We start from the raw sequence: 13,218 nt of genomic DNA on the forward strand, positions 1-13,218 counted from the left end.
GGGGCATCACAAGTCAGGCAATTGCCGGGTTCACGTTCGACAGGAAATGATAAAGCGCCTCGGTATCCAAAGGTTTGGGCATCGGGAACAGGCCCATCCGCGCACAGCGTTCCCGCAGCACCGGCGAACGGTCGGCCGAGATGATGCGCGCCGGTCGCCAGCCGAAGCGCCGGCGTAGCATCGCGACCAGATCCAGCCCGTCCACGGCGTCGTTCAACTGATAGTCGATCAGCATCGCGTCGGGCACGAAGTCCATCTCGTCGATCAGGGCGATGGCATCCTCGGGGCCTTCCGCGTCAAGCACGGTGATCCCCCAGCCTTCCAGCAGCGCGACCATCGCCCGGCGCAGTTCGTGGTCGTTGTCCACCAGCAGCACCAGAAGCCCCGCCCCGGCCAGCGACGACAGGTGCCGGGGATCGCCGTTGTCCCGGCTGTTGCGGGCCCCCGCGGCGGCCAGGGGCACGGTCACGCGAAAGACGCTGCCGCGGCCCGGCCGTGACAGCAGGTCCAGGCCGAGGCCCAGCCGGGCGCAGGCACGCTCGACGATGGCAAGGCCCAGGCCCATCCCCTCGCTGGCCGAGGCGCGGCGGTGCAGGCGGCGAAACTCCTGGAAGATCACTGCGCGATCCTCGTCCCGGATGCCGGGACCGCTGTCCCATACCTCGATCTGCACCTTGTCGCCGCGCCGCCGCGCGCCCACGAAGACGCCGCCCCGGTCGGTATAGCGGATCGCATTCGAGATGAGGTTCTGCACGATCCGCTGGAGATACAGCCCGTCGCTGATGACATGGGCTTCCGAAGGCCGCACCCGGAAGCGCAGTCCCTTGGCTGCCGCTGCCGGCGCAAAGCTGGACGAAAGCGAGGACAGGATGTCGTTCAGCGCCAGATCGCCCTGCGCAAGCTGTTCCTCCTCGGTTTCAAGGCGCGAGATGTCCAGAAGCGCCTCGATGATGCGTTCGACATTGGTCAGCGCCTCGCCGGCCTTCTGGACATTGCTGTTGGTCCCAGCGGTATCGGCGGCCGACAGGTAAAGCTTGGCGGCCGACAACGGTTGCAGCAGGTCGTGGCTGGCCGCGGCGACAAAGCGCGACTTCGACGCATTGGATCGCTCCGCCTGCGCAAGCGCATCGCGTAATTCGTCGGTCCGCGCAGCGACCCTGGCTTCCAGTTCCTCGTTCGCGCGGGCCAGGCGGCGCAGCGCATCGCGTTCGGCGGTGACATCGGTCAGGGACAACACGAAACCGTCGTCCGGCAGGCGCTGCGCAAAGCCGTCCAGCGTCAGCCCGCCCCCCTGCTGGACCAGTTCGAAGGACAGAGCCCCACGCCCATCCTGCCCCTGCCCGCCCTGCCCCTGCATCCAGTCGGCGATGCGTGCCGCGTCTCCAGGACCCGCCGGGCGGAACAGTTGCAGCATCTGTTCCGTCACCCGCTGAAAGCGCGTCCCCAGCGTGAAGGTCTGCGGCGGCAGGCCCGTCAGCACACGGAAGCGCCGGTTCCAGCCCGCCAGCAGGCCCTGCGCGTCGAAGATCGCCACGCCCTGCGCCAGATGGTCCAGGGTCGCGCGGATGATGCGCCCCTGATTGTCCAGCAGCCTTTCGCGCTGCTCGCGTTCCGCCCGCATCAGTTCGGTCACGTCGGTCTGCACGATGGCCGTGCCCGAGTTCGCCGTCCGATGTTCCGAGATCTGAAGCCAGCGGTCATCGATCAGGGCCAGGTTGAAGATCACATGGTCGCGCCGGTGCCGCTGCATCCGGGTGGCCGCCCAGTCATCGGGCGTCTGGCCCGCGGGCAGGTGCAGCTTGGCCGATCGGCTGACGATCCGGACATAATCGGCAAAGCGCATTCCCGGCCGCAACTGGGCGCGCACCTCGGGCATCTGCCAGCAGAAGCGGCCGTTGAACAGCAGCAGCAGGTCATCGGCGCCGAACAGGGCAAAGCCCTCCTGCACGGCCTCGATGGCGCTTGCAAGGTCGCGGCGGGCGCCCTCGATCTGGCTGTTGGCGGCCGACAGCTTGGCGTTGGATTCGTTCAGCAGCCGCAGCGCGCGTTCCAGTTCCTCGGTCCTGCGGCGGACCTGATCCTCCAGCACCACGGCGCGTTCGAACTGGGAATAGGCGGCGCCGTCGCGGTCGGTCTGGGTTTCCACGCGCCGCATCAGGACGGCGCTGATCTTCTTCAGCCGGGCGATCTGGATGTCCGGCGGCTCGGCCGGATCGACGAGGTTGTCCATCAGTCTTCCTCGGGCGAATAGATCGCGACGCCGGTCATGGTCAGGTTCACGTGCATCGCGCCGAACTGTTCGCCATAGGTGGAAAAGCCGGTGACGTTGTGGCGGGCCAGAACCTGGGACACGTCGCGGATCTGCTGCTTCTGCTGCGCCTCGATCCGGCGCAGGATGCAGTCGCAGGCCAGAATGCTGTCCACGCGGCCCCCGTCCCCCAAGCCCGCCAGGTTGGCGTCCAGCGACCGGGCCATGTCGCGCGATGTCGCCAAGGTCAGCACCACACCCTCGTCGATGGCGCTGAAGAAGATCAGGTCGGTGCCGTTCTCGACCCGCTGGATCGAGCGCACGTGATAGCGCCCGCCGACCTTCACCACCAGGGGATGCGCCGCGAAGATGAAGGGGTCCAGCTGACCCGCGGGCTTGCCCAGCAGGCGGGCGTATTCGGCGGCGGCGGGGGCCGCGTTGATCTCGTGCACCTTGCGGCGGGCCGGATCGGCCCCGGTCACGACCATCTGCCCCGGCCCCGCATCCAGGTGGTCGAAGCTGAAGACCTTGACCGGGCAGCGGGTCCGCAGGAAGGTCAGAAAGGCCGCATTGGTGCGCACGGTTCCACCCTGTGCCAGATAGCTTTGGCCAAAGCGCGCCCCGTCGCCCGCCGATCCGCCGAACAGCGGCACCGGCCCCAGCCCGTGGCCCACCACGGCCATCAACGCATCCTCTCGCAAGGTGCTGCCATCGACCATCAGATAGGCGAATTCATGGGCGAAGCCGGGCCGGCCGGCCGCAAGCGCCTGCCGGGCGCGGATCATCCGGTCGATCAGCGCGCCGGGTTCAATCCGGTCCAGATCCGGGATGGCGATGGTTTCCGCCGCGAAATCTGATGCGGGAAAGCCTACCGCGACGATCCGGTCCTCGACATAGCCGCCCGCGATCTCTCCGGCGGTGGTGCATCCCAGGACCGGGGTGGTGCCGAAGGCGCGGGCGGCGGCGGCCATCGTGGCGGCGAAATCGGCGCTTGGCGACACGAACAGCAGGGCAAGCGCGATGCCCGGCCCCAGATCCGCCGCCAGGCGCGCCGCCGCGCCCGGATCCCCGGCAGGCGCCTGCGCCCGGCGAAGGATGCCGTGCCTGCCTATGCCTGAACCCGCCCGCGGCGGGGCGGCGGTCGGATCTCCTCCTCCGTCCATATGCCTGCCTGTCCGCGCCTCTCCCTGCGGGAAAGGATGTCACCGCGCGCCGAGGCTGTCAAACCGCGCGGCCTGGGCTGCCAGCACTGCCTGGGTGCGGGTCTGCACGCCCAGCTTGCGCATGATGACGGTGACATGGGCCTTGACGGTCGATTCTGCGATGTCGAGGTCATGGGCGATCTGCTTGTTCAGCTTGCCTTCCGATATCAGCGACAGGATGCGCGACTGCTGCGTGGTCAGGCTTTCCAGCCGGTCCCGGGTCTGCGCCAGGGGCCTCGGGCCGTCCGGGGCCACGAAGCCCTCGGGCAGGTAGATCTCTCCGCGCGCGATGCGGGCCAGGGCATCCTGGAACACCTGCCTTTGACTGTGCTTGGGCACATAGCCCGAGGCGCCGAAGTCGATGGCCGCGTTCACGATGGCAGGGCTGGTCAGCGATGACACGATCAGCAGGACCGCGTCGGGGGCCGCCTTGCGCACCTTCAGAAGACCGTCCAGCCCGTCCGCATCGGGCAGGTTCAGATCCAGGAACACCGCGTCGGGCTGCGGACCGATGGCCAGTTGTCGCAGGCAGTCGCCGATGGAGCTGGTGGTCCGCACGCTGCTGATTCCTCCGACGATCTGCAAGGTGATCGACAAGGCGTCGCAGAACAGCGGGTGATCCTCGACGATCAGGACCGAGGCGATGGTGCGGGTCGGGTTCTGGGTCATGGCGGATGCCCTTTGCATTTCGGTCAGTCTAGGGCAGCGGGGCCAACCCCGTCCATCGTGCAAAGCGGGCGTCCCAGCGGCAGCGGATCGACGGGAACCAGGTCGCGCCCCTGATCGGCCCAGTCATCCACCCCGCCCGGATACCAGCCGATCTCGCTATGGCCCAGACCCGCCAGGTGCTGCACTGCATTCCAGCTCATCCAGCAGTCGGTCTTGCAGAACAGGACCACAGGCCGCGCCCGGTCGCAATCCGCAAGCGAGGCGCGCAGCCCCGCCTCGATCCGCGGGTCCAGGCGGCCGCGCCCGATCTCGGGCAGCCAATGGGCGCGGGGGATGGTCCGGTGCGGTTCGGCGATGATCCATGCGTCTTCGGGGGTCAGGGCATGGCCGGGCGCGGCCATTGCGTCGATCAGCAGCGCGCCCCCTGCCGCCATTGCCGCGACCTCATCGGCGCCGACCACCCGCCCGCCGGGCACGCTGTCCGGGACCGGCGCGCGATAGGCAGCGACGCGCAGCCCGGTCGGCGGGTCGAAGACCGCTTCGGCCCCGGCGGTCTGCGGCATCAGCGCGATCAGCGCGGCGGGGATCAGGCGCAGCATGTTCATCGCGCCAGCTTCCCACGGCCGACGCCCCGCCACCAATTCGACCTTTGGCCTAAGACCGCACCCCCCGCCGGGACCATTGGAGAATTGTGGGATCCGCCTGCCTGGCTTGATCCTGCCGCAAAGTAATCGAGGGGGCTTCGAATGCGCAAGGCAACGATCTGGGCCGGTTTCGGCATCATCCTGGGGGCGGCCGCCGCACTGGGCCATGGCGATACCGCGCCGCAGGCGGTGGACACGGCTGGCCTGCCCGACCTGCCCGCCGAGATGGCAACCGAAAACCCTTGGCGCCAAGCCGCGCCCGAAGTGCTGTTCAAGGCGGTCGAGGTCGGCGCCAAGGGCTATAACAGCAACTGCGCGCGGTGCCACGGGCTCGAGGCGATCTCGGGCGGGCTGGCCCCCGACCTGCGCTATCTCGAGGCGAACGAGTTCGGGGACGAGTGGTTCCTGGACCGCATCCTGCACGGCTATGAACAGAATGGGGCGGTCAAGATGCCGCCCTTCGAGGGTATCCTGAACCAGCAGGCGATCTGGGCTATCCGCACCTATGTCGAGACCCGCGCCGACGACGTGGAAATCGCCGACCAGCAGGGCAAGCTGACCGAGCTGCGTGACAAGCTGGCCTTGGTCGCCGATGACGAGGCCGCAGCCACCGCCCTTGCGACCGAACTTGCCGCAGCGGGCGAAGGCTTCGAGCCCTTGTCGGGCGCGCCCCGCGCGATCACCCCCTTTGACGAGGCTGCCTGGCAATTGTCGACGCAGCCCCCTCATGTGAAGGCTGCGATCGAAACCTTGTCCGCCGCCGTGCGGGACTGACGGGGACGCGGGCCGTGGCGGCGATCCTGTCCCACCTTCTGCCGGGCGGCGAGGCCGGGCTTGCCGGCTTTGGCGGCGGGCTGACCCGACCGGACCGGCTGGACAGCGGCATGTGGGACCTGCACCGCGCCGATCTGCTGGGCGTTCCCGGTGTCTGGCGCACGGATCCTGGCCTGCGCCTTCTGGCTCCCGGCAATGCCGAGGATGCGCGCCATGTCCCCGTCCTGGCCGATGCGACCGGGCTGGATCGCGTCGAACGGATGGTCGTCACGATCGACTACAGCCCCTTTCCGCTGGCCCTCGTGTTCCATCCGGGCCGCGCCCTGCCGCTGCTTGGCTTTGGCGTGAAATACGAGATTGCCGGGCCGATCCGGGCTTCGGCTCTGACCGGGGGCGAATGGATCATGGGCGGCGCCTTCGTCGACGCGATGGGCGGCGGCTGTTCGGCGCCCGCCGTGACCCATGCCCGCCCCGACTGGCAGGACGGCTTTGGCGAGATGCGCGCCAGGCTGTGGCCGGAAACGGGGCGGCTGCGCGTGGGCATCCGGCACCCGATGGACACGGGCCTGGCCGACGGCGTCCCCGCCCATCACCTGACCGACCTGACCCTGACGGATGCAGCGGGGGCTGAGATCGCGCGGCTGGAGATCCACGAACCGCTGGAGGAAAACCCGGTCCTGACCTTCCTGCTGCCCCCGGATCTGGCCCGCGGTCCCGTGGGCATCACCGCGCGCGATACCAGCGGCTTCCGCTTCTCGGGACGGGTCGCGGCATGAGGGTCACCCGCCGCCAGACCTTGCTGGGTGCCGCCGCCGCGCTGCTGCCGGTTCCCGCGCGGGCCGCGCCGGAATACCGGCTGGAGCCCCGGCAGGTCGCGGATGGCGTCTGGCTGATCGAAGGCGCGCAGGAGAGCATCGCCCCTGCCAACGGCGGGGCGATCTGCAACGTGGCGATGCTCGAGACGCCCGAGGGCGCGGTCGTGGTGGATACCGGCGGCACGCTGCGCCACGGTGCCGCGCTGCGCGCCTTTGCCGATGGGCGCCTTGGCGGGGTCGCAGCTTCGCTGAACACCCATCACCACCCGGACCACTGGTTCGGCAACGGGGCCTTCGCCGACCGCCCCATCCAGGCCTTGCCTGGCACCACCGCCGCGCAAAAGGCCGGCGCGCAGGCGCTGTCCGACGGGCTGTATCGCATCCTGGGATCCTGGATGCAGGGGACGGCGCCGCTGGCCGCCACGGCAGCCGTCGAAGGGGGCGACATGACCATCGGCGGGCGCGGCCTGACCGTGATGGCGCTGTCGGGCCATACCGGGGCCGACCTGGCGCTGATCGACCAGCGGACCGGCACCCTGATCGCGGGCGACCTGCTGTTCCTGGACCGCGCGCCCAGTTTTCCCGATGCCGACCTTGCGGCCTGGCGGGCTGCCCTGGCCAGGCTGGGCGGGCTGCCCGTCAGCGGCACCATTCCCGGCCACGGCCCCTTCCACCGCGACAGCCGGGCGGTCGTGCAGACCCTGGCCTATCTCGACGCCTTCGCCGCCCGCATGGACGCAGCGGCAAGCCTGGGCCTGACACCGGCCGAAGCGCTTGCCGCTGGTCCGATGCCCGCCTTTGCCCACCTGGGCGCCAACCCTGCCGAATACCGCCGCGCCACCGTCCAGCAATGGCGCGCGCACGAGATCAGCGCCCTGCCGGTCATCGGCGGCAGCGTCTGACAGACGACCAGAAACGAAGTTTGCCATCAAGGAGGAGAGTATGCGCAAAGCTTTCACCATCCCGTCCGTCAGCGCCCTCGCGCTGCTGGTCGCGGGGGGCCTGTCGGCCGCCATCGCCAAGGATGTCACCTGGGAGGACATCCTGAACGACCACGAGACGACGAACGATGTCCTGATGTATGGCCTGGGCAACAATGCCCAGCGGTATTCGTCGCTGAACCAGATCAACGCCGAAACAGTCAAGCACCTGCGCCCGGCCTGGGCCTTTTCCTTTGGCGACGAAAAGCAGCGCGGCCAGGAAACCCAGGCCATCGTCCATGACGGCACGATCTACATCACCGGCAGCTATTCCCGGATGTGGGCGCTTGATGCCAAGACCGGCGAGCGAAAATGGAAGTTCGAGGCTCGCCTGCCCGACGACATCCGCCCCTGCTGCGACGTCGTGAACCGGGGCGCCGCGATCTATGGCGACAAGGTCTATTTCGGCGCCCTGGACGCCAGCATCTATGCGCTGAACAAGGAAACCGGCAAGGTCGAGTGGCGCGAGAAGTTCGGCGACCACAAGGTCGGCTACACGATGACCGGCGCGCCAACCGTCATCAAGGACAAGGAAACCGGCCGGATGATGCTGATCCACGGATCGTCCGGCGACGAGTTCGGCGTGGTGGGCCAGCTTTACGCCCGGGACGTGGATACGGGCGAGGAAATCTGGATGCTGCCCTTCGTCGAAGGCCACATGGGCCGCTTCGAGGGCAAGGACAGCCGCACCACCGGCGACGCCTCGGCGCCAAGCTGGCCCAACCAGGAGAACGGCGAGAAGGTCGAGGCCTGGAACCACGGCGGCGGCGCGCCCTGGCAGTCGGCGGCCTTTGACGTGGCAAGCAACACCATCGTCGTGGGCGCAGGCAACCCGGCCCCATGGAACACCTGGGCAAGGACGCCAGGCGACAGCCTCTACACCTCGGGGCAAGCTTACGTGAACCCCACCACGGGCGAACTGGTGGGCTTCTACCAGCACACCCCGAACGACGCCTGGGACTTTTCCGGCAACAACGAGATCATCCTGTTCGACTATACCGACAAGGACGGCAACACCCATCGCGCGGGCGCCCATGCCGACCGCAACGGCTTCTTCTACGTGACCGACGTGGATGCCCTGTCCCAGCGTGGCGGAGAGATCAACCGCCCCACCGCGCTGCTGAACGCCTTTCCCTTTGTCGACGAAATCACCTGGGCCAAGGGGATCGACCTGGAAACCGGCCGCCCGATCGAGGTCGAGGGCCAGCGACCCCCTCTGCCCGAGGAAGGCGAGACGAAGGGCGCCACCATCCAGGTCACCCCGCCGTTCCTGGGCGGCAAGAACTGGAACCCGATGGCCTATTCACAGGACACCGGCCTGTTCTATGTCCCCGCCAACAACTGGACCGAGGACTACTGGACGGAAAACGTGACCTACCAGGCGGGCGCCGCCTATCTGGGCCAGGGCTTCCGCATCAAGCGGCTGTATGACGACCACATCGGCACCCTGCGCGCCTTCAACCCCGCCACCGGGGAAAAGGTCTGGGAACACAAGGAAGAGTTTCCCCTTTGGGCAGGCACGCTGGCGACCGCGGGCAACCTGGTCTTCACCGGCACCTCGGACGGTTACGTCAAGGCTTTCAACGCCCAGACCGGCGAGGAACTGTGGAAGTTTCAGACCGGCTCGGGGATCGTCAGCAGCCCGATCACCTGGGAAATGGACGGCAAGCAATACCTGGGCATCGCCTCGGGCTATGGCGGCGCGGTGCCGCTGTGGGGCGGCGACATGGCGCAGCTGACCACGCAGGTCAGCCAGGGCGGATCCTTCTGGGTCTTCGAGATCCCGTCGGAACTGCTGGCCTCGGCCAACTGACAACGGCGGCGGGGGCATCGCGCCCCCGCGCTTTTTCAAGGGGGAACCATGTATCGCCATTCCATTGCCCTGGCCCTGCTGCTGGCCGCGCCGTCCACCCATGGGGCCATGGCCGACCCAATGCAGGTCACGCCCGGCACCGGTTACCGCATCATCACCGATACCGACGACCTGCCCGAGGGTCCGCAGACCATCGACGGCTGCAGGCTGGAACCCGGCGCGTCCTGCCCCGGCGTCGACCTGAGCCACCAGGATCTGTCGGGCATGAACCTGAACGGCACGGACCTGTCAGGCGCCCGGCTGGTGCGCGCGAACCTGCACGGCGCGCTGCTTAAGGGGGCTACCCTGACCGGCGCGGATCTGCGCGGGGCGGATCTGTCCGAAAGCTATCTGCAAGGCGCGACCGTGCGCGACGCCGACCTGACCGGGGCGGATCTGGATTATTCCCGCATGGCCGGGATCGACTTCAGCGGATCGAACCTGACCGCCGTGTCGATGGAGGCGGTCTGGGCCAACAAGGCCCGCCTGGTCGGCACGACCCTTGTCGCCGCCAACCTGTCCGAAGCCAAGTTCTACAACGCCGACCTGGCCAACGCCACTCTGGGCGACAACACCAACCGCTTCACCATCTGGGAAGGCGTGCATATGGAGAACTGCACCGGGTGCCCCGTCGATTGGTGATCGGGTCGCTGCTGCTGGCGACCTGCTTGGCAGCCGAGGCCGCAGCCGGGGAACTGTCGGACTGCCGTGCCCTGTCCGACGACCGGGCGCGGCTTGCCTGTTACGACGCCCTGCCTTTGTCGGGTGGGACGTTCTTTGAGGGCCAGGGCAGCGGCATGGCGGGACCATTCACCGTAACCGGGCCGCAGATGCTGGGGTTCGAAAGCGACGATGCGATCCTGGTCGCCTATCTGCTGGACGACACCACGGGCGCTGTCGTCCAGAACCTCCACCACGGCGGCGCGGGCACGGGGCATTTCCTGATCGAGATGCCGGGCACCTATCGCTTGCAGGTCAACGCCTCGGGTGGCTGGCGGATCGAGCTGTCCGGTCCCTGAGGCTTTTTTCCCTTAGGCAAAGACGTCCGGCGCGCGATCCGCCTCGCCCGCCGCGATCAGGGCCACCAGCAGCACCCGCGCCTGCCCCGGCCGCAGAACGGTAGACAGGACCGCCCCGGCGCGCACCAGGTCATGCCCGCCCCCGCCGCCGCCATAGCTGGCGGCAAGGCGCCCCATCGGAACCCGGCTCGAGATGACGACCGGCACCCCCGCCGCGTGGGCGCGCGCCACCCCGCTGGTGATCGCGGCCGAGGCGTTGCCCGACCCCAACGCCGCCAGCACGATCCCTTGCGCCCCTGCCGCAAGGCTCGCGTCCAGATGCGTCGCCTCGGCACCCGGATGGATCGCCACCACATCGACGCGCACATTGCCGACCGGCGCGGTCAGGGTCAACGCGGGCGGCGGCGCATCGACGGCCAGGCGAAAGGCATCGGCGCTGTCGGTCGCGTGCTTGACCAGCCCCCAGGCGGGCAGCAGCCGGCCGCCGAAGGCCAGCCGGACGCCCCCGCCTTGAAGAACCGCGCGGATCGCAGCCGTCATGTTGGCGGGACCATCGGCCTGCGGGTGATCGTCCGTGAACTGCGCGCCCGTCAGCACCACCGGCGCACCGGGATGCTGGAGCGACAGAAGCAAGGCTGTCTCCTCCATCGCGTCGGTTCCGTGCAAAACCACGACGCCTGCCGCGCCCGCTGCAAGCTCGGCCCCTACGCTGTCGCTGACGGCCTGCATGTCCGCAAGCGTCAGGGTCGAGGAATCCTTGGCGAACAGATCGACGGGCTTCAGCCGGACCGGGGGCAGCGCCCCCAGGCGGGCCAGCAGCGCCTGCCCGCCGAGGTGGGGGCTGCTTGATCCATCCTCGTTCTGCTGGCTGGCGATGGTGCCGCCGGTGGCGATGACGGCAATCAGCGGCGGATCGGTTTCGGGGCGGGCCGTCAGGCCGCTAGCATGGGGCTTGTTCATGGGCGCAGGATCGACGTCGGACGCGGGCATTGTCAATTGCGGGATCAGGCGGGCCGCAGGTCCGCGCGGCCCGCCATCCGCTGCGAGATGATCGCGCAGACGCCCAGTTGCAGCAGGTGGAAGATCATCAAGGGCAGGATGACCAGCGAGATGTCCTGCCCCGCGAACAGGATCCCCGCCATGGGCAGCCCGGTCGCCAGGCTTTTCGTCGATCCGCAATACAGGACCGCCATCAGGTCCGCATGACCCATGCCGGTGCTGCGTGCGGCCAGCAGGGCAGTACCCATCACCGCCGCCAGCAGGACTGCGCACAGGCCCACCAAGATCGCCAGGGACCCGGCCGAGATGACCTGCCAGATGCCGTTCACCACCCCTGCCGAAAATGCAGAATAGACGATCAGCAGGATCGACCCCCGGTCCACGACCAGCGTCGCGGTCCGGTGCCGCGCCAGCAGTCCGGCCAGAAGCGGGCGGCACAATTGGCCCAGGGCAAAGGGCAGCAGGATCTGCTGGAGGATCTTCCAGATGGCCGACGACTCGATCCCGTAGCCGGTCCCCTGGGGGATCAGGACCGCGAACAGCAGGGGCGACAGCACCACCCCGATCAGGTTCGAGATCGAGGCCGCGCAGACCGCCCCCGCCACATTGCCATGCGACACCGCCGTGAACGCGATCGAGCTTTGCACGGTCGAGGGCATGCAGCCGATATACAGGAACCCGACGCCTATGGCCGTGGGCAGCCAGATCATCGACAAGGGCTTCAGGCCCAGGGCCAGGATCGGGAACAATACGAAGGTCAGCGCCAGCACCGTAAGCTGCAGCCGCCAGTTCGCCAGCCCCGCAACGATCGTGGCCGTTGTCAGCTTCGCGCCGTAAAGGAAGAACAGCAGCGCGATCACCCAGTAGGTGAGATGGGACAGCGCCACCGCCGCCCCGCCCCGCGCCGGCAGGACGCTGGCCAGCACCACCGTGAGGATCAGCAGAAGCATGTAGCGGTCGAAGCCGAAACGGGCCAGCACGGCCTCGGCCCTGCGCAGGGACATGGGATATCCTACGGATGATGCGTTCCCGCTGCTTCTACAGTCCCCGCGCCGCCGATCCAAGGGGCGCCCGTTTGACATCGTGCCCCCCTGCCCCTAGGCCAAGGCCTGCGCCCCCAACCGGATCCGACGATGAGCCCGACCGACCTGATCCTGCGTTTGACCGACGGCCTGCCGATCACCGCCGGGTCCTTCATCGTCACCGTCTATGGCGACGTGGTGGTGCCGCGGGGCGAAGTCCTGTGGATCGGCAGCCTGATCGAGATCTGCTCGCGCATCGGGATCAGCGAGAACCTGGTCCGCACGGCGGTGTCCAGGCTGGTCTCGGCCGACAGGCTTCAGGGCACGCGCGTCGGGCGACGCAGCTTCTATCGCCTTGCACCTGCCGCCCGCGCCGAATTCGCCCAGGCGGCGCGGATGCTTTACGCCAGGCCGCAGCCCTCGGGCGACTGGCTGGTGATGCTGCATCCCGACATGCCCGAAAAGGTGGCCCGCAGCCACCGGATGGCGCGGATAGGGGGCGACCTGTGGATCTGCCCGGCGCGCGGCGACCTGCCCGAAACCGGAGGCCTTGTCCTGCGCGCGGCGCCCGTCGCCGGTGGGGACCAGCTTTCGCGGCTGGCGGCCTTCTGGGATCTCCAAGCGCTTGCGGACGGCTATCGCATTGTCCTTGATCGCTTCGGCCCGCTGGCGGAGGGCCCTGCCCTGTCGCCCGAGGATGCGCTGATCGCGCGGCTGCTGCTGGTCCACCTGTATCGCGGCGTCCTCTTGCGCGATCCCGGCCTGCCTGCCGAAGCCCTGCCCGCCGACTGGCCGGGACACGCGGCGCAGGCGCTGTTCAGCGACCTTTATCCCGCCCTGTCCCCCCTGGCGGAGGCGCATATCGCGCAGGTGATGGAAGGCGAGGACGGCCCCCTGCCGGAAAACACCCCCCGGACGCAGGCGCGGCTTCACGCCTTGGCTTGAAACATTACAGCACTATGCACATTTTCCTTTGCGGCGTAATGTCTGGTCT

Annotated in this window: 13 protein-coding genes; 7 read left to right on the forward strand and 6 right to left on the reverse strand. The window is 68.4% G+C overall.

Annotated features, from left to right (window positions below):
- Positions 1-13: 13 nt before the first annotated feature.
- Genes IE224_RS09155 through IE224_RS09170 form a run of 4 tightly spaced genes read right to left on the reverse strand, consistent with a single transcriptional unit; the run spans position 14 to position 4,757 of the window.
- Positions 14-2,230, reverse strand: coding sequence for a PAS-domain containing protein (locus IE224_RS09155; protein WP_229849304.1), 2,217 nt, complete (start codon positions 2,228-2,230; stop codon positions 14-16).
- Positions 2,230-3,411, reverse strand: coding sequence for an FIST N-terminal domain-containing protein (locus IE224_RS09160; RefSeq protein WP_191309662.1), 1,182 nt, complete (start codon positions 3,409-3,411; stop codon positions 2,230-2,232). The genes IE224_RS09155 and IE224_RS09160 overlap by 1 nt, the downstream gene beginning before the upstream one ends.
- Positions 3,412-3,450: 39 nt before the next feature.
- Entirely contained in the window at positions 3,451-4,119 is a 669-nt protein-coding gene (locus IE224_RS09165) for a LuxR C-terminal-related transcriptional regulator (RefSeq protein ID WP_167624020.1), read from the reverse strand.
- A 23-nt stretch (positions 4,120-4,142) separates the two neighbouring features.
- Entirely contained in the window at positions 4,143-4,757 is a 615-nt protein-coding gene (locus tag IE224_RS09170) for a rhodanese-like domain-containing protein (protein ID WP_191309664.1), read from the reverse strand.
- A 108-nt stretch (positions 4,758-4,865) separates the two neighbouring features.
- Here IE224_RS09170 and pedF point away from each other — a divergent pair, with 108 nt between their 5' ends.
- Genes pedF through IE224_RS09200 form a run of 6 tightly spaced genes read left to right on the forward strand, consistent with a single transcriptional unit; the run spans position 4,866 to position 10,203 of the window.
- Positions 4,866-5,537, forward strand: coding sequence for a cytochrome c-550 PedF (gene pedF / locus IE224_RS09175; RefSeq protein WP_191309667.1), 672 nt, complete (start codon positions 4,866-4,868; stop codon positions 5,535-5,537).
- A gap of 14 nt (positions 5,538-5,551) precedes the next feature.
- Entirely contained in the window at positions 5,552-6,313 is a 762-nt protein-coding gene (locus tag IE224_RS09180; RefSeq protein WP_191309669.1) for a quinoprotein dehydrogenase-associated SoxYZ-like carrier, read from the forward strand.
- Positions 6,310-7,254: a quinoprotein relay system zinc metallohydrolase 1 gene (locus IE224_RS09185; RefSeq protein WP_191309671.1), complete on the forward strand. Its 945-nt coding sequence runs from the start codon at positions 6,310-6,312 to the stop codon at positions 7,252-7,254. The genes IE224_RS09180 and IE224_RS09185 overlap by 4 nt, the downstream gene beginning before the upstream one ends.
- A gap of 40 nt (positions 7,255-7,294) precedes the next feature.
- Positions 7,295-9,145: a PQQ-dependent methanol/ethanol family dehydrogenase gene (locus IE224_RS09190; protein ID WP_191309673.1), complete on the forward strand. Its 1,851-nt coding sequence runs from the start codon at positions 7,295-7,297 to the stop codon at positions 9,143-9,145.
- Positions 9,146-9,193: 48 nt separating this feature from the next.
- The gene (locus tag IE224_RS09195) at positions 9,194-9,826 is read left to right on the forward strand and encodes a pentapeptide repeat-containing protein (RefSeq protein WP_229849305.1); all 633 of its coding nucleotides are present in this window, start codon (positions 9,194-9,196) and stop codon (positions 9,824-9,826) included.
- A complete protein-coding gene (locus IE224_RS09200) occupies positions 9,808-10,203 on the forward strand; it encodes a hypothetical protein (protein WP_191309675.1) in 396 nt (131 codons plus the stop codon). Before IE224_RS09195 ends, IE224_RS09200 begins: the two co-directional genes overlap by 19 nt.
- Positions 10,204-10,215: 12 nt before the next feature.
- On the opposite strand, the gene IE224_RS09205 is transcribed toward IE224_RS09200, so the two are convergent.
- Both IE224_RS09205 and IE224_RS09210 read right to left on the reverse strand, forming a co-directional pair.
- A complete protein-coding gene (locus tag IE224_RS09205; RefSeq protein WP_229849306.1) occupies positions 10,216-11,193 on the reverse strand; it encodes an asparaginase domain-containing protein in 978 nt (325 codons plus the stop codon).
- A gap of 14 nt (positions 11,194-11,207) precedes the next feature.
- Complete coding sequence (locus IE224_RS09210) at positions 11,208-12,206, reverse strand: bile acid:sodium symporter family protein (RefSeq protein WP_191309677.1); 999 nt, start codon at positions 12,204-12,206, stop codon at positions 11,208-11,210.
- A 129-nt stretch (positions 12,207-12,335) separates the two neighbouring features.
- Between IE224_RS09210 and IE224_RS09215 the strand changes: the two genes are divergently transcribed.
- The gene (locus IE224_RS09215) at positions 12,336-13,169 is read left to right on the forward strand and encodes a PaaX family transcriptional regulator C-terminal domain-containing protein (RefSeq protein ID WP_191309680.1); all 834 of its coding nucleotides are present in this window, start codon (positions 12,336-12,338) and stop codon (positions 13,167-13,169) included.
- Positions 13,170-13,218 lie beyond the last annotated feature (49 nt).

It is taken from the genome of Paracoccus aerius (assembly GCF_014656455.1).
In the GTDB taxonomy this organism is placed as follows: Bacteria; Pseudomonadota; Alphaproteobacteria; order Rhodobacterales; family Rhodobacteraceae; genus Paracoccus; species Paracoccus aerius.